General features: G+C 46.2%; 14 protein-coding genes. 11 read left to right on the top strand and 3 right to left on the bottom strand.

Annotated elements, in window-relative coordinates; translation table 11 throughout:
- The first annotated feature begins 4 nt into the window (after window positions 1-4).
- Genes NE619_RS00785 through NE619_RS00775 form a run of 3 tightly spaced genes read left to right on the top strand, consistent with a single transcriptional unit; the run spans window position 5 to window position 4,531 of the window.
- A complete protein-coding gene (locus NE619_RS00785; protein ID WP_256130464.1) occupies window positions 5-811 on the top strand; it encodes an ABC transporter permease in 807 nt (268 codons plus the stop codon).
- Window positions 812-823: 12 nt separating this feature from the next.
- Window positions 824-1,564: an ABC transporter ATP-binding protein gene (locus NE619_RS00780; protein WP_256130463.1), complete on the top strand. Its 741-nt coding sequence runs from the start codon at window positions 824-826 to the stop codon at window positions 1,562-1,564.
- A gap of 15 nt (window positions 1,565-1,579) precedes the next feature.
- Window positions 1,580-4,531, top strand: a complete 2,952-nt coding sequence (locus NE619_RS00775) for a bifunctional glycosyltransferase/CDP-glycerol:glycerophosphate glycerophosphotransferase (protein WP_256130462.1) — start codon at window positions 1,580-1,582, stop codon at window positions 4,529-4,531.
- Between the two features lie 48 nt (window positions 4,532-4,579).
- Here NE619_RS00775 and NE619_RS00770 read toward each other — a convergent pair whose 3' ends face one another.
- On the bottom strand, window positions 4,580-6,997 hold the full coding sequence (locus NE619_RS00770) for an LTA synthase family protein (protein WP_256130461.1): 2,418 nt from the start codon (window positions 6,995-6,997) through the stop codon (window positions 4,580-4,582).
- A 300-nt stretch (window positions 6,998-7,297) separates the two neighbouring features.
- On the opposite strand from NE619_RS00770, the gene NE619_RS00765 reads away from it, so the two are divergent.
- Genes NE619_RS00765 through NE619_RS00755 form a run of 3 tightly spaced genes read left to right on the top strand, consistent with a single transcriptional unit; the run spans window position 7,298 to window position 10,206 of the window.
- Window positions 7,298-7,525 (top strand): acyl carrier protein, encoded by a 228-nt coding sequence (locus NE619_RS00765; RefSeq protein WP_256130460.1) that lies wholly within the window; start codon window positions 7,298-7,300, stop codon window positions 7,523-7,525.
- An 8-nt stretch (window positions 7,526-7,533) separates the two neighbouring features.
- Entirely contained in the window at window positions 7,534-9,108 is a 1,575-nt protein-coding gene (locus NE619_RS00760; RefSeq protein ID WP_256130459.1) for an MBOAT family O-acyltransferase, read from the top strand.
- A gap of 30 nt (window positions 9,109-9,138) precedes the next feature.
- Entirely contained in the window at window positions 9,139-10,206 is a 1,068-nt protein-coding gene (locus NE619_RS00755; protein WP_256130458.1) for a hypothetical protein, read from the top strand.
- A 47-nt stretch (window positions 10,207-10,253) separates the two neighbouring features.
- On the opposite strand, the gene NE619_RS00750 is transcribed toward NE619_RS00755, so the two are convergent.
- Both NE619_RS00750 and NE619_RS00745 read right to left on the bottom strand, forming a co-directional pair.
- On the bottom strand, window positions 10,254-12,557 hold the full coding sequence (locus NE619_RS00750) for a S8 family serine peptidase (RefSeq protein ID WP_256130457.1): 2,304 nt from the start codon (window positions 12,555-12,557) through the stop codon (window positions 10,254-10,256).
- Window positions 12,558-12,589: 32 nt separating this feature from the next.
- Entirely contained in the window at window positions 12,590-14,071 is a 1,482-nt protein-coding gene (locus tag NE619_RS00745) for a class I adenylate-forming enzyme family protein (protein ID WP_256130456.1), read from the bottom strand.
- A gap of 168 nt (window positions 14,072-14,239) precedes the next feature.
- Here NE619_RS00745 and NE619_RS00740 point away from each other — a divergent pair, with 168 nt between their 5' ends.
- From NE619_RS00740 to NE619_RS00720, 5 genes are all read left to right on the top strand, one after another.
- The gene (locus NE619_RS00740; RefSeq protein ID WP_256130455.1) at window positions 14,240-15,187 is read left to right on the top strand and encodes a LysR family transcriptional regulator; all 948 of its coding nucleotides are present in this window, start codon (window positions 14,240-14,242) and stop codon (window positions 15,185-15,187) included.
- Between the two features lie 46 nt (window positions 15,188-15,233).
- Window positions 15,234-16,208, top strand: coding sequence for an ABC transporter substrate-binding protein (locus NE619_RS00735; protein ID WP_256130454.1), 975 nt, complete (start codon window positions 15,234-15,236; stop codon window positions 16,206-16,208).
- A gap of 19 nt (window positions 16,209-16,227) precedes the next feature.
- Entirely contained in the window at window positions 16,228-16,995 is a 768-nt protein-coding gene (locus NE619_RS00730) for an ABC transporter permease (RefSeq protein WP_256130453.1), read from the top strand.
- On the top strand, window positions 16,992-17,753 hold the full coding sequence (locus NE619_RS00725) for an ABC transporter ATP-binding protein (RefSeq protein ID WP_256130452.1): 762 nt from the start codon (window positions 16,992-16,994) through the stop codon (window positions 17,751-17,753). Before NE619_RS00730 ends, NE619_RS00725 begins: the two co-directional genes overlap by 4 nt.
- A gap of 182 nt (window positions 17,754-17,935) precedes the next feature.
- Complete coding sequence (locus tag NE619_RS00720; RefSeq protein WP_256130451.1) at window positions 17,936-19,918, top strand: S8 family serine peptidase; 1,983 nt, start codon at window positions 17,936-17,938, stop codon at window positions 19,916-19,918.
- The last annotated feature ends 28 nt before the right edge of the window (window positions 19,919-19,946 follow it).

Below are 19,946 nucleotides of genomic sequence, written 5' to 3'. Positions count from 1 at the left end.
CAATATGAGTACAGTACGAGAAATCTTAAAAGAGCATATTGAATGGAGGCATCAAGTTTTTAAACTGGCCAAAGCTGATATTGTGAAGACTTACAGCGGTGCGGCTCTGGGATGGGCATGGGCCATCATTAAACCTACCATTACCATATTGGTATTCTGGTTCGCTTTTTCCATAGGTCTGCGTATGGGCGGCAAGGTTGCCGGTTTCCCTTACATTCTATGGCTGATTGCGGGAATGGTACCGTGGTTTTATATGAGTGAGATGATTACCCAGGGTGCGGGAGCTATTCGAAAATATCGATACCTGGTAACAAAAATGAAGTTCCCGGTTTCAACGATTCCGACTTTTGTGAGCTTCTCAAAGTTTACCGTGCATTTGTTCCTGCTGGGGATTACGTTAGTCATATTCGCATTGTTTGGGTACTTGCCGGACCTCTATCTCCTGCAGCTGCCGTTCTACATGCTTGCGATGCTGATGTTTTTCATTGAATGGAGCCTGTTTTCGGCAATGCTGTCATCTGTGAGTCAAGATTTCCTCAACTTAGTGAAGTCCATTGTGACTCCGATATTCTGGCTTTCCGGTATCATGTGGGATGTGCATAAGATTGACATTGGATGGCTGAAGACGCTGCTGATGTTTAATCCAGTGACCTATGTTTCCACCGGCTACAGAAATACATTTATCTATAAGATCTGGTTCTGGGAACAGCCGCGCAGTCTGCTTTATTTTTGCATTATCTTTCTGATTATGACGATAGCGGCAGTATGGAGCTATCGAAAGCTGATCAAAGAAATCCCGGACGTGTTATAGGAGTAAGCATATATGAGTAAAACAGTAATCGAATTTAAAAACGTTTCAAAGATCTACAAGCTCTATAAAAATGACAAAATGAGATTGCTTTCCGTATTCACAAAGAAAATTCCGTATAAAGAAAAAAAAGCTGTGGACAATGTTTCCTTTAAAATTGAGCAGGGAGAATCCGTAGCTATTTTTGGAAAAAATGGAGCCGGAAAGTCTACAATATTGAAAATCATTACAGGAGTAGCTTATGCGACAAAGGGAGATGTCAATGTCGATGGCAGGGTCAGCGCGCTGCTGGAGCTGACATCCGGATTCGACCCTGAATTTACCGGTCGGGAAAATATTTATTTAAAAGGCCAGCTTTCCGGCCTGCGGGATGAAGAGATAAAAGAACTCGAAGAGACCATTGTGGACTTTGCCGAGATCGGAGAATATATCGACCAGCCGGTAAGGACCTATTCCAGCGGTATGAAAGCCCGCTTAGGCTTTGCGGTTAATGTGAATATCAATCCCGAAATTTTGATCGTAGACGAAGCCCTGAGTGTAGGAGACGTTTCCTTCAAAAATAAATGTATCGAGAAGGTGAATGAAATCATTCATAAAGACAACGTGACACTGCTTTTTGTCACCCATGCGACAGGAACCGCTCAGGAGTTTTGCAAGCGTGGAATCGTCATGAAGAACGGAAAGATTATTTACGATGATGATATCGACGCGGCCATTGAAGTCTATGATAAGAGCATAAGAAAGAAAAAAGCGTAAGCGGAGGTATAGCAGATGAAGGCAAAAATTTCTGTCATTATACCGGTGTACAATGTCGAAAACTATATAGAAAAAATGTTGGAGTCAGTGAGGAATCAGACCTTCACTGACTTTGAAGTTATTATAATCAATGACGGATCCAGCGATGGATCGCAGCAGATTATCGACCGGTTTTGCCGGGAGGATGAGCGGTTCCATTCTTACCAGCAGCCAAACGGGGGCGTTTCCTCCGCCAGAAATAAAGGCTTGGAGATGGCCGGGGGTGAATATGTGGTTTTCTATGATCCGGATGATTATATACCGGAAGATGCGCTGAAGGCGATGTTCACTGCTGCAAAAGAGGAACTGGCTGATCTGATTATCGGCAAGATGGAACTCTTTAACCTGGGGGAATCCTATGTTATAAAGCCTACGGAAGCCCTCGCAAAGCAGAAAAAGATCGACGTATTTGATAAAAGCTTCAACTGGTCCTTTTCCGTATGCAATAAAATGTTTCGCAGGGAAGTTATCGAACAGCTTCACCTGCGTTTTGAAGCATTGGCGCACGGGGAAGACGGCGTATTCTTATTTCAATTCGTCCACGGATGCAAAACCATTACCGGATGCAAGGAAGTCGTGTACCATTACCTGCGCAGGCCTTTCTGGGAGGGGCATTCTGTGACGCAGTCCGCGAACCTGAGTGCCCTTGAAGATTTACTGACGGTCTTTAAACGGCTGATTTCGACCGTCGAAGGAAGCTATGCAAGGCGTTACGATGAGCTGAAAGAGAATCCCAAAACAAGGGAAATAGAACTGGAAGCCTTTGAAAACACATATCGTGATTACCGTTCGAATTTATATGCCAGATTTGTTCAGACCAGCCTTCTGGGAGAATATTACAGGCTCCTGTGGAAACTGGAGCTTCCGGCCTTTGAACTGGTGGAACAATATGTCCGCCAATTCAAGGATCATATTTTTCCGCAGACCTGGAAATCCCATATCCTGGAGAGAAATAAAGATTTATCTTTGCAGAAGAAGCTGCTGCTCACTGCCGATGAGGTGAGTGAAATGCCTGTCATGAGTTTTGTCCTGTCCGATCGGATTTCTGAGAATATGGCAGATCTTATTGTGGCGGGTTTATACAATCAGGAGTTCCCGGCCTTCGAAATTCTGGCCCATGAAAATTTAAAAGGGCATATTAATGAAGCTTGGACAGAGAAGAAGAATTTTCATTTTATTTCTAAGGAGAAGGATATTGCGGCCTTTAAGAAAAACGCGCTGAATTCTTTAAAGGGGGAATTCGTTAATTTCATCGACGAAGACATGATTGTACCCAGGCGTCTGATCAAGCAGATGTATGACGCGATCGCCGGCAAAGGCGATAACAACAGCATCCCTGACTTTATCACGGTCTCCTTAAAGCAAATGACTTCCGGGCAATACAGGGAATTGCAAAGTCAGGCGACTGTCTTCATAAAGGAATTTGTGAGCCAAAAAATTCGTACTCCCTATAATCAGCTGGACTGGATGTGGGGAAACAAGCTTTTCCATGTACAGGCATTAAAGGCAAAAAAGGTGCTTTTCTCCAACGATCCGGCAGCGGACATGAACAGACTGTACAACAATTCCCGATACAAAAAAGTCGGCGAGCTGAGTATGGTTACAACCATGAGTGATTCGGATATTCTGGTAAATGTCAAGAGTCATAAAGTCAAGCTGTTTTACAAACACAAGTTAAAACAGGAAGCAAAGCGGCTGGAGGCATTGGAGAAAGAGGATCTGCCTGTGGTAACTTTAAGCCAGCGTTTTCGGAGATGGAAAAATAAAACCCTGCGGCAGGGATATAAGTTTATCACCAGAAAAATTGTATTCCCGATCCAATATCGAATTTACAGCAGGAAACCTGTTGAGGAAAACAAGGTGATTTTCGTTGAAGCCAGACTGAAAAACATAAGCAATAGCATGATTGTTTTACGCAACCGGTTCGAGCAGCTGGGCGGATATCAAATCCATGACCACTTTCTGAGACAGGATTTTGCCAGATATCGACAGCAGTATAGGAACGCCAGTGCTTTTGTAAAAGATATGGCGACTGCGAAATTTGTATTTGTAGCAGAGGCGAATAACGTAATCGGAGCGGTCCGGAAGAGAAAAGAAACAACCGTGGTACAGACCTGGCATGGCTGCGGCGCTTTCAAACGCTTTGGATTCAGCACCGCCGACTATATTTTCGGCGGAACGAGAAAGCAGTTGGAAAAATACCCGATGTACAAGAACTTTGACTTGATTACGGTCAGCAGTCCGGAGGTTGTATGGGCCTATAAAGAAGCCATGAATCTGGACGATAAGGATGAGGCGGTAAAGCCCATTGGCGTCAGCAGAACGGACGTATTCTTTGACCAGGACTTCATTCATGAGGCCAGGGAGCGGATTTATCAAATGGTTCCCCAGGCAAGGGATAAGAAAATCCTTTTGTATGCGCCCACCTTTCGGGGACGCGTAGCAAAAGCGACAGGACCTGATAATTTAGATGTGGGCCGGCTTGCCGAAGCTCTGACGGATGAATATGTTTTGCTGATCAAGCACCATCCGATTGTAAAAAACGTTCCGGAGATTCCCATGGAATACCAGGGAACCTTTGCCATAGATGTAACCCGCAGCGCGGACATTGAAGATTTGCTATGTGCTGCGGACATCTGTATTTCCGATTATTCTTCCCTGGTGTTTGAATATTCCCTGTTTGGAAAACCGATGATTTTCTTTGCCTATGACTTGGATACCTATTTTGACTGGAGAGGGTTCTACTATGACTATCACGAACTGGCTCCGGGCCCGGTATTGACCAGTACGGAGGAAATCATCCATTATATCCGGAATCTCGACACGATGTTTGATCAAGAGAAGGTGCAGGCTTTCAGAGAGCGTTTTATGCGGTCCTGCGACGGACATGCCACAGACCGGATACTGGAAACCATATTAAAAAAATAAGAAAAAAGCAAGATGCTTTGATCGGTTATGCATCTTGCTTTTTTGTTACTATTTTTCAGGTTCTTCAATAAAGAAGAAGTCACTGATTCGTTTCTTGGAGTCAAACATATTGTTGTATTGCAGGATTTGGTACTCGTTAAGCAGCGGACTGTATTTGGACTTTTCACCGGGGCTGTACATTTTCCCATCATCTCCTATATAACAGATGGAAGACAGTATAGGAACCTTTTTCTGCAGCTCCAGTAGATACTTGTTGTACCCGGTCATATCCGCACCCATGAGTTCGAGCAAATTGGATGAAAGGTAATTGGCGCTCATGTCTTTCGTCTCTGACGGAATATCGTAGTTTGCCCAGATAACGTAAGCGCTTTGGTACATGCGGGCCGTTTCTTCCAATGTCAGAGAATCTAACGGTTTGCCGTATAAAGCTTCATAAAATTCGTCCGGAATTTTAGGCTGGTGGTCGCCGAACATAACGATAATCGTTGGCTCGTCCACAGATTTAAAATAGTCTGTAAGCTTTTTAAACGCCGCGTCGGATTCCTTTACCACACTGAGGTACAGCTCCGCCTGGCTTGTTTTGATCGCGGAATCCTTGATCTCAACCACATCTTTCACTGTATCCAGAGACTCATTATATCCACCGTGATTCTGCATGGTTACGTTAAAGATATAGAATGGATCGTCTTTATCATCTTTTTTGCTCTTTTCGTATTCCTCAATCAATTTATCAAAATCCGTCTCATCCGAGATATAGTTTCGGATATATTTTGGTGACTCAAAATCGTCAATCGTCAGAAAATCCTTGAACCCCAGGAACGGATAAACCACATCCCGGTTCCATCCATTGCCGCGGAAGGGATGAACCGCTTTACCGCCGCTGTAGTTTTGCGCATCCAGGGTATAGGTCAGGGACGGTATGGTTTCCTTTATATAATTATTGTAAGGAATTGAGCGGAACGGGAAGAAGGCCATGGAATTTCCGGTGAGAAATTCAAACTCCGTATTTGCGGTAGTCCCGCCGAAACAAGAGACATACAGGTTCCCTTTTACCGTGTTTTTCTTTAGACTGTGGATATACGGCATATAGTCTTCCGATGTTTCAAACTGTTTAATAACCGACAGATCGGAGAAAGCCTCATTCATAATACAGATGACATTTGGTTTCTTCGTGTCGGAAGTCTTAGACGCACCCTTGTCGGAAGGGTACTTGGAGGCAATTTCTTTTGCCGCATCCGCAGAGTAACCGTCAGGCTTTTCCACCACAAAATAGCTCAGGGTAACGACAAAGGAAAGGGCGGAACCATTCTTGAAATAATTCCTCTTAGGTTCCCATACGCTTACCCGAATTCCATGGTCTTTTATGAAAGAGCTGCGGAAGAACAGGCTGTTGAAGGTAAAGGCCAGGCCGATCCACACGGCAACAAAAACAATCCTTTTTTTCCAGTGAAGCCCCTTATACGAATTCAGGCACAGCACCAGACAGCAGAATATAACCGTGTAAGTGATCGCCCAAAGCGCTGATAAATTAAAGGTCAGCTGATAAGTGGCTGCTACGTTCATGGCAGTGCCGAGAGCACTGAAATCAGTAGCGACCAGGGGGCAGCCCCGGAAGATGGTCAACAGATAATTGATAAAACCGAAAACAAATCCGAGAAGACATAGAAGCAGGCTGGTGTACTTGGTACGGTTCAAAATCGCATATAATAGCCACCAGATAAAGGCATAAATGAAAATATTCAGCAATCCGGTCAGAGAAAACAGGCCTGACAAAAACTTACTTAAGGGGTATCCCGAAAATTTTTCCACAACCCAGTAAGCCACAATCGGCGAAGCGAAGAAAAGAATCCGGGAGATCAGAACATGCAGGTTAATCTCCTTATCCCTATTCTTATTTAATTTGCGTGAAACATCATCCAGCGGGATGGCAACAAGAATAATGCCGATCAATAGAAACGCATATACCATAAAGAGGTTCCGATAACTGAAACCAGTATAGATTTCCTTATGGCCTTCGTAAAGAAAAACGCCGTTTTCGTTGTAAATCTGATCGTTGAGTACGGCAATCGTATAAGTTTCCCCGCTATCCAAAGTGATGTTTACGTCGAAAAGCGTGGGACGGTTATCCGTACGAACCTGTGCGATAGGCTGCGACGCGGAAGCAAGCGCAGTCCCGTTTTTATCGCGAATCTGTACGACGACGCTTCCCCTGGCCGCATCCCGGCCGACATTTTCAAACTTCAACGAAATTTGCTTCAACTGCTCCTTTTCCGCAGTAAAAGTTTCCAGGATCTCAGGATGGTCGATTAAGGATTGCTCCTGCCTTTCATCTGCAGGAGGGCCGAAGTTATATGTATAGTCCTTATTAAAGGCTTCTCTCTGTGCCGTCATAAAGAACATTGCGGCAATCATAATTCCAATCAAGATCCATTTCTTGATTGTCATGGACTTAAAAAACGTTTTCATTTGTACTTTCCCCCTTATGTAAAGCTTTATTATACACATGATACATGTGTATAAGTATAACATAGGAAAATGCGTTTGTGCTACTCAAATATCGGGAAATGTGAACTATTTTGATGAATATTTGTAGTTTTAGTGATGGCGCTTGACTTGACAAATGCAGAATGATAACATATCTTTATGTGTGGATAGCGTGTATTCTGTAGGGTGTTTTTAGATCCAAAGAAGGACGTTATATTTTTTTGTTTTTGATATGGACTTCGCCTATTCAAGAACAGACTGACATGAAGAGAGGTATTACAAATGAAAGAAGCTGTTTTAGCAATTTTAAAGGACATCAGGAGCGATGTTGATTTCTTAGGCGACGCAAAGTTAATTGATGACGGAATTTTGGAATCCCTGGATATTGTAGCCATTGTGGGAGAATTCAATGAGGAATTCGATATCGAAATTTCGGTCGAAGATCTGACTCCGGAAAACTTTAATTCCGTAGATGCGATGGTGGACTTGATTACGAAAGCGCAGGGTTAATATAAAAAATGGCGTTTACATCTTTTTACTTTTTAGTATTTGTCCTGGCCGTTGTATGTCTGTATTTTGCGATTCCTAAAAGGTACCGGTGGGGCGTTCTGCTTCTGGCCAGCTATGTTTTTTACCTGATATCCAGCCCCAGGACGTTTATATTTTTGCTGTTTACTACGGCTGTCACTTTTTGGGGCGGAAAGCGCATCGGAAAACAGAACGCGGAATATAAAGAATACATCGCGCAGAACGGCGACCGTCTGAGCAGAGACGAAAAAAAGGCGCAGAAGGCACTTTCCCAAAAGAAGAAAAAACGGATCGTTGCGCTTTTGCTGCTTTTGGATTTTGGCGTACTGGCCATTGTGAAATATTTTCGCTATTATATTGAGGCGTTGGGATTCGAGGGCATCCATTTTGACGCCGGTTTTTTGATTCCTCTGGGAATCTCTTTTTATACATTCCAGTCCGTCGCCTATATTATTGACTTATATCGAAATAAATTTGAGGCAGATCAAAGCTTTTTTAAATTCGCACTTTTTGTATCTTTTTTTCCGCAGATCATACAGGGGCCGATCAGCCGTTACGATCAGCTGGCAGGGCAGTTGTATGAAGGACATGCCTTCAGCTATAAAAATCTGACCTTTGGCGCGCAGCTGATCCTTTGGGGTTTCGTGAAAAAGCTGGTAATCGCGGATCGGGTAGGGATTTTAGTCAGCCAGGTTTTTGACAATTATACGGAATATCAGGGCTTTTATATCGTGATAGCGCTGTTGTTCTACTCCATCCAGATATACGGAGATTTTTCCGGCGGAATTGACATCGCACGGGGCGTTGCCCAGATCATGGGCATTGATATGGCCAATAATTTCCAGAGGCCCTATTTCTCCGACAGCATTTCAGAATTCTGGAGGAGATGGCATATTACCCTGGGAAACTGGTGCAGGGATTACATCTTCTACCCCATTTCCCTTTCCAAGACATTTGGAAAAGCAGGGAAGAAGCTTCGGAAAACCCTGGGCGACCGGCTGGGAAAGCTGTTTCCCGTATTGGTAGCTCAGCTGGCGACCTTTCTTACAATTGGTCTGTGGCACGGCGCTGAATTCAAATATATTGCCTACGGCCTGTATAACGGGGGAATTATTATTCTGGGCATGATTCTGGAACCGTATCTTGTCAAGCTGGCGGAATTGCTGCAGATTAATACAAAGGCATTCAGCTGGCGTCTGTTCCAGATAGGAAGAACTTTTTTCCTGATTGTAATCGGCAGACTGCTCCCAAGAGCCGCGTCTTTCTCAGCGGCAGTCAGCATGTTTAAATCCATGCTGGTCTTTAATCCCAGTATTGTACTGGACGGGGATATCTTTAATCTTGGCCTGACTCTGCTGGATTTTGCTTTGATCTTTTTCCTGTGCGCGATCTGGTTCGTAATCAGTTTGATGCAGGAGAACGGCTGGAAAATAAGAGAAGCGCTGGCGAGGCAGAATATCTTATTCAGATGGGGAATCTATCTTGCTGCCATTGTGGCGATTTTCATCTTTGGTATATACGGTCCGGGCTATGATGCCAGTTCCTTTATATATCGAGGATTTTAATTTTATGATTAAGTAAAGATTGGAGTATATATGACAAAAAGAGACGGTGTACGGTCGATCATTTTTCTGTTAATCTGTCTGATAGCGTTCGTTGGCCTGAACAAGTCTTTCAGTCTTTCACAGTCTGATGAGAACCGGCGGGTTTTAAACACTTTCTACGCTGAAAAAGAAAATTCGCTGGATGGAATCTATTTGGGCTCCAGCGCGGCCAATCGGTTTTGGAATGCCCCGCTGGCATATAACGAGACGGGAATCGCGGTGTTTGATCTGGCGACATCAGGACAGCCAATGGTGCTGTACAAATACTTGATAGAGGAAGCAGAAAAGACCCAGGACCCAAAAGTATATATCATGGAACTCAGGGAAGTGACGGAAAGCCTGGATAAGATTGAAGAGGTGGGCATCCGAAGAGCTACGGACAGTATGCACTTTAACCTCAACCGGATAAAAGCGATCAATGCCGCCGTAGATTATGCGGAGGGCTGGGACAATGGCGTAGATACGGAAAAGCTAAACTACTATTTCCCGATTATAAAATACCACGGACGCTGGCAGGGAGGTGATCTGACTACTAAGGATTTGCTGCAGCTGAACAGAATGCAGGAAACAAAGGGATTCTTTGTCAGCAAGGCCAGATCCCTGAAACAGGAACCGCAAAAACCTCCTGTGTATACGACGCAGACAGAACCCCTTTATAAAGAAGCGGAGGAGCTGCTGAACGATCTGATGGACTATTGTGATACGCTGGACGCGGAGGTACTGTTCGTATTCTCGCCATATTCGGAGCAGGTCGCGGAAGAAGTGGGGAGAATCAATCAAACCGTTAAGCTGGTTCAGGAACGCGGATATGAGGTGATCAACTTCAACACGAAGGAAATGAATGAGGAGCTGGGCATCGACTGGAGCAAGGATTGCTACGATCCCAGACATTTGAACATGCTCGGATCGGAAAAATATACGAAATATCTCGCTGAGTATCTGGCTGAGCACTATGATCTGCCGGACCATAGAGGCGATAAAGACTATGAAAGCTGGGACGAAGCATATGACTTCTATGCGGAGTTTGAGGCTAAAAATCGGGGCGTAATGCAAGAATAAATAGAAAAACCACCTGATCACTGCAGGTGGTTTTTCTATTCAATTTATTAAAAGCGGCATTTCTTTATATCGGAATAGGGTCCGTAGATTCGCTTGCCCCGATATGTCTTGTATGCGCGGGCTTTATAGTAATAATTTTTCCCTTTCTTCAAACGCTTGCTGGTGAAACTTCTGCGTGAAGAGGATTTTTTGGTAGCGACTTTTTTATATTTCCCGTTTTTCGATGTGGCCCGATAAACCACATATCCGCTGACTGTTGAAACCCGTTTCCAGGTAACTATCGCTTTCCGCTGCTTTTTGTTCTTTTTCAGAGAAATATAAGTTTTGGCAGGCGTGGTTTTCAGTTGCTTTACAGAGGAATAGCTTCCATAGATCCGCTTGCCGCTGACCGTCCGGTAAGCCCGCACTTTGTAGTAATAATTCTTGTTAGCCTTTAAACCGGAGTTGGTGTAAGTTAGGGTAGAACCATTCTTAATGCGTTTCACATAAGTGTACTTGCCATTCTTGGAGGTGGCGCGGTAAATTCCATACCCGGAAGCACCGCTCACCTTTTTCCATTTCAGCTTAATCCCCTTATAAGTCGTATGATACAGATTCAGGCTCTGTGGCACCGCAGGGGTCGGTTTGGCCGATTTGGCGCCTGACAGCGGACTGTACGCTTTTTTATTGGAAAGCGTGCCAAAAGCTTTTACCTTATAATAGTATGTAGTATTTGTTTTCAGGCCGGTATTGGTATAGCTGGTGGTGCCATTGCCGGAAACGGTAGCAACCGGTTTGAATGTTCCGCTTGCGGAGGTAGCCCGATGGATCTGATAGCCCGATGCTCCGGATACTCGATTCCAGCTGACTTTAATCCGGTCGTACCCGGAAGAGGAGGCTTTTACGGAAGCCGGCGTGGCCAATGCTCCGGGAGAAGGAACGGAGCGTCCCAATACCTTGGAAACCGCGGCCAAAGCGTTTACATTGCCGTAGCGTGTGTAAATATCGTCACCGTCGGTATATAGGTCCGTAGCGGTTGAAGTCAGGATTTGCCTTACTTCCTGCGGAGTAATGGAGGGCTTTAGGTAGTAGAGCATGGCAGCCACGCCGGAAACAACCGGTGCGGCCATGGATGTGCCCGTGCTGCTGTTGTTGGTGTAGCCTCCGCTGGGGAATGTTGTGCTTACCGATTCGCCGGGTGCGGAAATGTCTTTTTTCCAGCCATAATTAGAGTTCTTCGCTTTGCATAAGGAGAAGGCATCCGAGTAGTTGGTGGTCGAGATGACACTGATGCAGTCGTCAAAATCGGAAGGAAGCCAGGCGACGGTGCTTTTTTTGTTTCCTGCGGAACAGACAATCGTTACTTTTTTATCGTTCACTGCAGTGTGAATCGTCTGCTCCAAGAGACTGTCCGTACCAGGTTTGCCTCCCGGCAGCATTGCGCTGTTTGATTCGGGGTCGCCGGGATGATGGCCCAGACTCATATTGATGACTTTTGCCCCGGCAGTCTCGCAGGCATAATTGATGCCCTTGATAATATCGGCGGAAGTGGCCAGCCGGTCTTTGCTCGTATTATAGCGGGCGTACACGTCAATAACCGCCAGCTCCACCAGATCATTGTGTTTGCCGGAAGCTACCCCGGCGACACCGATACCATTGCCGGAGGTGGCGGCGATAATGCCGGAAACCTTCGTTCCGTGTCCGCCTTCATCGCCGTTGTTTTTAGGTGTTTTTTCTAGCGATAGATAGTTCATAGGGTCATCTTCGCCTACCACATTGACACAATTCTTCTTTTTCAAGGCGGTCTGCAAGTCCGGATGCTTTAGGTTCACACCTGTGTCCAATACTGCCACGGTTACTTTTTCGCGGGGCGTCTGCCCACCGGCCTTGACAACCTCGTCGATCAGTTCCCAGGCCTCTTTGGCATTGATCTTATTCAAATTCCAAAGGTTCGTATCGTCGATTGCCCTTGGAGAGGCTTTAGCCGCGATGTCCGCGGATTTGTCATCTTCCAGACCATATAAGAAGTTGGGCTGGGCATAAGCAACCGAAGATTCCTTTTCCAGTTCCTCTACTGCATCCTCTACCGATTGGTCTTCGTCCAGTGTCAGCACATAGGGAGTCTCTTTTTCCGGAGTTTCAATTTCTTCCGCGCTCTTTGCGTCTACTTCCTCTGTCACAGCCCTGACTTCTTTCTTGGAAGGGGTATCGTCAAAAACCACAAGAACCTCGTCCTCCACGTATGCTCCCTCTTTAGCCACATCCTTGTCAGAAGCGTTCTCTGCGGCAAAAGCAGAAGCCGGAAGTGAAAAAGACATGGTTGCCAATAAAGTCAAAGTCGTAATCAGCATCAAAGATATTGCTTTTTTCATAATAAACCTCGTATACTCATTTAGTTTAATCATTAATTGGAACGGTCGATCAGCTTGTTCCGCTGAATTTTCCCGTTAAAGGTCCGGGGAATCTCATCGATGACTTCCACTGTTTTCGGCTGCTTGTTGGCATCAAGATTTTTCTGCAGATAGTTTTTCAGATCCTTTGGATCATACTGCTGCGGGTCTGATATGGAAACAAACAGCTTGGGGGCCTGTCCCGTAAGGGGATCTTTCATAGGTACGCAGGCACAATCGGAAACCAGCGGATGCTTGATGACGATGCTTTCGATTTCCTCGGGCGAGATTTTGATACCGCCGTAATTAATTACATCATCCTTTCTTCCCAGCATATAGATGAAGCCTTCTTCGTCGATATACCCCAGGTCCTTGGTGTAGATGAATCCGTCGGCCATGGCCTCCCTGGTCAGCTCAGGCGCTTTCCAGTAGCCCTTCATATTGATGGAACCGGAGCTGGCCAGAAATCCCAGATTTTCCTTGGATGACTGAATCTCCTTGCGGTTTTCATCGACTACAATAAATTGCGCGTTTTTCGCGGGCTTGCCGATGCATCCGGGTTTCCCCGAAGCAGCGTTAAAATCTAGCAGGCAGGAGCAGCCTGCTTCGGTGCTGCCGTAAAAATTGTAAAGGCGGGTCTTGGGAAGAATTCTGGAAAGATGGAGCTTGTCTTCTTCCGGCAGCGGAGCGGAACCCAGCTGAATGTAGTCCATCTGATCCGCGTAATCGCCCAGCCTGTCCTTGGAAAGCTTGAAAATGATCGACAGATTGCTGGGGGATAGATCCATGGAAGTGACGTGATACTGATCCATTAAATCAAAGACCTTCTGCAGTAAGGTGACCCCATTGGTAAAAACAGCGGAGCTGCCATTGAGCATATTGCCGTAACAGCGTCTCAGACCGTGGGAGTGGCTGAGGGGCATGGGAATCAGCTCAACATTATCCGCTTTCATCTTTACGCCGTACATGACGTTTTCCGCCAGAGCCACATCGTTTCCGTGGGAAAGCTCAATCCCTTTGGACTTTCCGGTGGTGCCGGTGGAGAACAAAATTTCAGCAGTGTCGCAGCCTTGCGGGAACGATATACTGCTGAGATCAGGGGTTTCCTCATATTGATAATCGCTCACATTTTCAATGGAGAAAAAGGGAATCGATTCGCTGATTGCCTTTTTCCCGATATATAGTTTGCCTTCGACATCGGAAATCATTTCCCTGATTTTATCGACAGCGGAATTCTTTTCAACAGGAACAAAGATGCCGCCGGCCAGCTGGATTGCGAATTCGCAGATCATATAATCGACATTCTGTGTGCATTCGACTAGAACGCAATCGCCTTTTTTGATCCCCATTTTCCAAAGTTGCCGGGCAAGGCCGTAAATGTTATTCCAAACCTGCTGATAGTTCGCGGACTTTTTGGCGTCAGCAAGGCATAATTTCGTCGGTTGATGGTGGGCGTGGAAGGCGATGCATTCCACAATAGACTGATGAGCTGTCATTTAAATCCTCCTAATGCTAATAAATATAGGTACATTATAGCGTACTTTTTAAGAATTCTTAAGAATTTACGGGAATCTTCACCGTTTTTTCACAATGTATCTATATAATAGGCGACGGTATAAAGAAGTGTTTATGTGTGTATAAGTAAAAAGTTATGGAGAGGTAAAATGAATATTGTTCCATCCAGTTATATACTGGTAGCAGCACAGTACAGGAGCGTATCCAAGGCCGCTGAGAAGCTGGGAATTTCACAGCCGGCTTTGAGCGCGCATATCAGGAAGGTTGAAGAGCAGTTGGGGATCACCATCTTTGACCGATCGCACAAGCCTTTGACCCTGACCGACGCAGGAGAAATTTATCTGCAGTACGCAAAGCAGTCGCTGGAGCTTGATAAAGCCTTTTCACAGCGTATTTCAGATCTGGAAGATCTGGCTACCGGAAATCTGGTCCTTGGGGGAGCCAGTTTTTTTAATGTCAGTTACCTGCCGGCGGCAGTGGCGGAGTATTCCCGCCGCTATCCGGGAATCCATATCGAAGTAATCGACGGAAAAATGCCGGAGATCATTGACAAAGCTTTGAATAATGAGATTGACCTGTTTATTTCACCGCCCTGGAAGCAGGACGAACGGTTCTTTTATGAACCCTTTCTCAGCGAACGGATCTTTATCTGTGTGCCGCCCGAGTGGCCAATCAATGAATCGCTTGCGGAGCTGAGGGTGCCGTATGAACAGATCCTGTCAAAGGACTGCGATTCGGCAGCGCCGCCTGGGACCGTGGATTTCCGTGTTTTCAAGGATGAGTCCTTTGTGCTCCTTAAAGATGACCAGCATATCGGAAATATCATGAAGCAGCTCTTTGAGCGGCATGGGTTTTATCCCAGGAGACATATCGAGGTGGAGCAGACCATGACCAGCTACGCTTTTACGCTGGCAGGAGCAGGAATTTCACTGATGACAGAAAGCACGATTAAAAACAGTCATTTCCGGGACTATCCGGCTTTTTATCTGACGGACCCGGACATTTGTCAAAGGGACATCTATCTTGCGTATCCCAAACAAAAATATTTATCGCGGGCCTGCAAAGAATTCATTTCAATTTTAAAAGATTCTTTGTAACCGTTTTGATAAACGCGGAATTATATCAAACCAAAAGGAGTAGAACATGAAACATTTAAAAAAGACAGTTGCAATTATTTTGGCTCTGATCCTGACTGTTTCTCTTGCCGCCTGCGGAGGCTCAGACTCGGGATCGAAGAAAGACAATAAGCTTACGATCGCGTATCAGTATGGAATGGCTTATGCGCCTCTTCAGGTCATGAAGGAACAAAAACTGATCGAAAAGTATTACGATGGCGTGGAAATCGAATGGTCCGTATTAAACTCCGGTTCCGCTATCAATGAGGGCTTTGCCGGGGGCAGCATTGATGTGGGCGCAGTAGGCGTAGGACCGGCTATTACCGGAATCACCAGCGGCGTACCGTATAAAATCTGCTCCAATGTGTCGGCGCAGCCCCATAAGGTCATGACAAACAATCCCAACATTAAATCCTTAAAGGATATCAAGGATGAAAAAATTGCCCTTGTCAATATCGGAAGCTTCCAGCACATCGTTCTGGCCATGGCGGCAAAGGAGCAGCTGGGAGATGCCCATGCTCTGGATACCAATATCGTAGCCATGTCACATCCGGACGGCATGTCCTCTCTGCTTTCAGGCAGCGTAGAGTGCCAGTTGACGACCTCTCCATATGTTTTCAAGGAAGCAGCGGAGAAGGGTATTTCCGAGGTCAATGCGCTGGAGTCCGTATGGCCCAGCGGGAATTCCTTTATCGTAGCGGTGGCATCCACTTCTCTTCAGAAGGATAACCCGGAGCTTTACGACGCTGTAGTGAAAGCTTTCGCAGACGCTATTGACTATCTGAACAATAATACCAAGGAAGCGGCTGAGATGCTCTGTGAAGCGGAAAACGTAGACGCGGCCACTATGGAGAAATGGCTGAAGGATAAGGACTGCGTATATTCCACAGAGACAAAGGGCCTGATGGATTTTGCCAACTTTATGTCGGAAAACGATTTCCTGGAAAACGACGGCCCGAAGGATATCAGCGACTTGGTTTTTGACAATGTTAAAGGAAATTAATTAAGAGAGGGTTATGTGGATGAAAGAGGCTAGAACTCAAATTATATTTGTTGTCTGTTTTCTGGTGGTATGGCAGATCGTTTACCAGATGCAGGCATTCAACGAATTGGTTTTTCCTTCTTTGAAGGATATTGGACAAAGCTTTATTGACGGCTTTAGAGAAGACAGTTTGATGACATACACCATGTATTCCATGTCCCTGATCTTAAAGGGCCTGGCTATCGGAATCATACTGGCGTTCATCTTTTCCAGCATCGCGGTAGTTAGCAAGACCTTTCAGGCGATCTATCATCTGATCGTATCGGTCTGCGACCTGCTGCCGGGCGTGGCCCTGCTGCCGCTGGCAATCGTATGGTTCGGAATCGGCGAAATAACGACGATCTTCATTGTCGTCCATTCCATCATCTGGCCGATGTCCAGGAGCATCATGGACGGATACAATTCCGTGTCAAAGATCTACATAGAGGGAGGCAGAAATATCGGCCTCAGAGGCTTTAATCTCGTTAAAGGGGTTTATCTTCCGGCCGCCTTTACCCATGTGCTGTCCGGCATGCGGGTAGGCTGGGCCAGGGCCTGGCGTGCGCTGATCAGTATTGAAATGATCTTTGGAACGACCGGCGCCGGCGCCGGAATCGGCTGGTTTATTTTTATGAAGCGGACCAATGTGGACATTGCCGGCGTATTCGCGGCCCTGATCGTTATTATGATCATCGGTATTATTATCGAATACGGTCTGTTCCACACCATTGAAAGAAATACGGTAAAGAAATGGGGGATGGCCAGATGAGTAAAATTTTAGAGATATCGGGACTGACAAAGAACTATCACGATGCCCCGGATTCAGAGGACATTCTTAAAAACCTGAACCTTACCGTAAATGAAGGGGACTTCCTCTGTATATTAGGCCCTTCCGGCTGCGGAAAGACGACTTTGATCCGATGCATCGCGGGCTTTGAGGAATATGAAGGGATGATCAAGGTAGACGGGAAGAAGGTGGAAAAACCGGGAATCGACAGAATCATGGTTTTTCAGGATTTCAATCAGCTGTTCCCATGGAAAACGGTCCGCAAAAACATCCAGTACCCATTGAAAATCAATGGTATAACGGATAAAGCCGAGCTGGATCGGATTGCCCGTGAGCACCTGGAACTGGTGGGACTATCGGAATACGGAGACTTTTATCCCCACCAGCTCAGCGGAGGCATGAAGCAGAGAGTGGCCATCGCCAAAGGACTGGCCCTCAACCCGAAGATCATCCTCATGGATGAACCTTTTGCCAGCCTGGATGCCATGACGCGAAACAAGCTGCAGGAAGAATTGTGGCGGATCAAGGAAAAAGAAAACGCCACCGTGATCTTCATCACCCACAATATCCAGGAAGCCCTTGTCCTGGGAACCCGCATCCTGCTCCTCTCCAAGCAGGGTAAAATTAAGATCGATATGGAAAACAACGTCGCCAAGCCGGTTACGCCGGCCTCCGAAGGGTACGGAGAAATGTGGAAGAAATTCAACGATGCTCTATGGGAAGAGGATGAAGAAAATTAAATAAAAGACAGCCAAAAGACAGGCCCGGCGCAAAGGATGACAGCATCCCGCGCTGGGCCTGTCTTTTGGCGGGTAAACGCGGGCTGCGGCGCATTGTACGCGATAAGCTTGACTGACAGAGTGGCAGGTGGTACCATATTTATAAGTGTGGATATATTTGATAAAAGAAAGGAACTGCGATCATGAAGAAGAGAAAATTTACAACAAGAGGCGCAATCTGTCTTGTTACGGTTTTCATCATGACGTTTGTACTGGGATGGCCGGGGATTGAAGTCAGCAGCGCAGAAACCTCATCCGATTTACAGCGTCTTTCGAGAAATAATGAACTGAAAGGGACTCTCTGGAATCTGGATTATATGGACGTACCGGAAGCCTGGGACCTGATCGATGAACTTAAGCCAAAGCAGCAGAGGCAGGAGAGCGATAAAATTTCTGTGGCGACACTGGATACAGGAATTGATTATAACCATCCGGATCTGCAGGGCAATGTGGATGTAGAGAATTGTGTCGCGGTGGCCGGGGTATCCGCGCCATACGCAGTATACGACAAGCCCAGTTTTTCCCATGGAACGAAAACGGCCGGAGTCATCGCGGCCACTTCCCGCAATCACAAAGGGATTGACGGGGTAGCTGCGGGAAACGACAATGACTTGATCTCGTTAATGGGCATCAACGTGTTTCGCGACAACAGCTACACGGCACAGAGCAATGCCACAACGGAAGATATTATAAAGGGATTGAACTATGCCTGTGAACATGGCGCACGGGTTATTAATATGTGCCTGGGCCATGCTCCGGGATCAACGGACATTTTGGGAAACCCCCATAATGATAAGGCCCTGGAAAAGGCCATCAACGACGCAGTCTATAAAAAGAATGTGGTGGTTGTCTGTTCCGCCGGCAATCACAATAATGAAAAGACCTGGTATCCCTCGGACTTCGACGCGACAATCAGCGTCATCAATACGCAGAGGTACACCAATGCCTGGAGCCGAAACTGCAAAGCTCCCCGTTCCAACTACGGCAGGAAAAAGGATCTTTCCGCACCAGGGACCGGTGTATACACAACGACTCTTGGCGGGTCCTATGTGCTGGGCTCAGGAACTTCCTACGCAGCGCCTTCCGTAGCAGGCGTCGCGGCTCTTATGCTGTATGTGAACCCGGGCTTAAAAGCCTGGGAAGTAAAAGATATTCTCTGTTCGACTGCTACGGATCTACATACAAAAGGATATGATATTTATACCGGTCATGGCAATGTCAACGCATACCGGGCCGTAGCCGCGGCAGCAGGCAGAGCTGACGGGAGGCTTGTGCAGACCTTGCCGCAGCCAGCGGCAAAAGCACAGTCGGCAGGCCGTCACTCCATTGAGATTTCATGGGACCCAGTACCCCGGGCAAACGGGTACTGGATCTACCGTGCGACAAAGGAAAACGGGACTTATAAAAAAATAAAAAGGGTCGATAAAGGGAATCAGCGCTCCTATCGTGATGGAGACTGTTCTTTTAACAAAGGTTATTTCTATAAAGTAAAAGCCTATGGAACTACGGAGGATGGCAAAAAGATCGTCAGTGATTTCAGCCCTTTGGCCACGGCAAAGGCCAGGGGATCGGGAAGGGTTTCGGCTTTCAACTGCAAAACCATCAATTATAAAACGATTAAGCTTTCCTGGAAGAAAGTGAAAAGCGCCGATGGCTATGTGGTTTACCGGAAAGCAGGGAAGAACGATACCTATAGACAGGTTAAATCCGTTTCCAGAAAATCTGTTTCCTGGAAAAACACCGGATTAAAACCGGGCCAGAAATACTATTACAAGATATGCTCATACCGAAAGGTTGGCGGGAAACGGTATTACGGAGAACCGTCTAAAGTTAAAACGGCTGCGGCAAGACCGGCGAGGCCGGTGCTGACCCTCAAGAAAAACGCATCGTCGATCACCCTGAAGTGGACAAAAATATCCGGAATCAGCGGCTATAAGATATACAGGAGCAGGAATTCTTCGGGCAGATGGAGGATGATTAAAAAAAGAAACGCAGGCAGCCGGAAGTTTGTGAACAAAGATCTCAGGGAAGGTGTGAAGTATCGTTACAAGATCCGTGCCTACAAACGAATACATGGAAAATATATTTATAGCGCTTATTCAGCCGTAAAAGCAAAGCGAATGTAACGAGGCAGGGCCCTTAATTTTCCCTTAC

It is taken from the genome of Anaerovorax odorimutans (genome assembly GCF_024459955.1).
Classification (GTDB): Bacteria; Bacillota; Clostridia; order Peptostreptococcales; family Anaerovoracaceae; genus Hominibacterium; species Hominibacterium odorimutans_A.
The sequence above is the reverse complement of the archived record's forward strand: the minus strand, read 5'-3'. Positions and strand labels throughout refer to the sequence as shown.

What these genes read in the sequence shown, in the direction of transcription:
- NE619_RS00770 (WP_256130461.1), bottom strand. Translation starts at nt 6,997, where the DNA reads ATGAAAACGTTTTTTAAGTCCATGACAATCAAGAAATGGATCTTGATT.
- NE619_RS00730 (WP_256130453.1), top strand. Translation starts at nt 16,228, where the DNA reads ATGAAAGAGGCTAGAACTCAAATTATATTTGTTGTCTGTTTTCTGGTG.
- NE619_RS00785 (WP_256130464.1), top strand. Translation starts at nt 5, where the DNA reads ATGAGTACAGTACGAGAAATCTTAAAAGAGCATATTGAATGGAGGCAT.
- NE619_RS00775 (WP_256130462.1), top strand. Translation starts at nt 1,580, where the DNA reads ATGAAGGCAAAAATTTCTGTCATTATACCGGTGTACAATGTCGAAAAC.
- NE619_RS00725 (WP_256130452.1), top strand. Translation starts at nt 16,992, where the DNA reads ATGAGTAAAATTTTAGAGATATCGGGACTGACAAAGAACTATCACGAT.
- NE619_RS00750 (WP_256130457.1), bottom strand. Translation starts at nt 12,557, where the DNA reads ATGAAAAAAGCAATATCTTTGATGCTGATTACGACTTTGACTTTATTG.
- NE619_RS00745 (WP_256130456.1), bottom strand. Translation starts at nt 14,071, where the DNA reads ATGACAGCTCATCAGTCTATTGTGGAATGCATCGCCTTCCACGCCCAC.
- NE619_RS00765 (WP_256130460.1), top strand. Translation starts at nt 7,298, where the DNA reads ATGAAAGAAGCTGTTTTAGCAATTTTAAAGGACATCAGGAGCGATGTT.
- NE619_RS00735 (WP_256130454.1), top strand. Translation starts at nt 15,234, where the DNA reads ATGAAACATTTAAAAAAGACAGTTGCAATTATTTTGGCTCTGATCCTG.
- NE619_RS00720 (WP_256130451.1), top strand. Translation starts at nt 17,936, where the DNA reads ATGAAGAAGAGAAAATTTACAACAAGAGGCGCAATCTGTCTTGTTACG.
- NE619_RS00760 (WP_256130459.1), top strand. Translation starts at nt 7,534, where the DNA reads ATGGCGTTTACATCTTTTTACTTTTTAGTATTTGTCCTGGCCGTTGTA.
- NE619_RS00740 (WP_256130455.1), top strand. Translation starts at nt 14,240, where the DNA reads ATGAATATTGTTCCATCCAGTTATATACTGGTAGCAGCACAGTACAGG.
- NE619_RS00780 (WP_256130463.1), top strand. Translation starts at nt 824, where the DNA reads ATGAGTAAAACAGTAATCGAATTTAAAAACGTTTCAAAGATCTACAAG.
- NE619_RS00755 (WP_256130458.1), top strand. Translation starts at nt 9,139, where the DNA reads ATGACAAAAAGAGACGGTGTACGGTCGATCATTTTTCTGTTAATCTGT.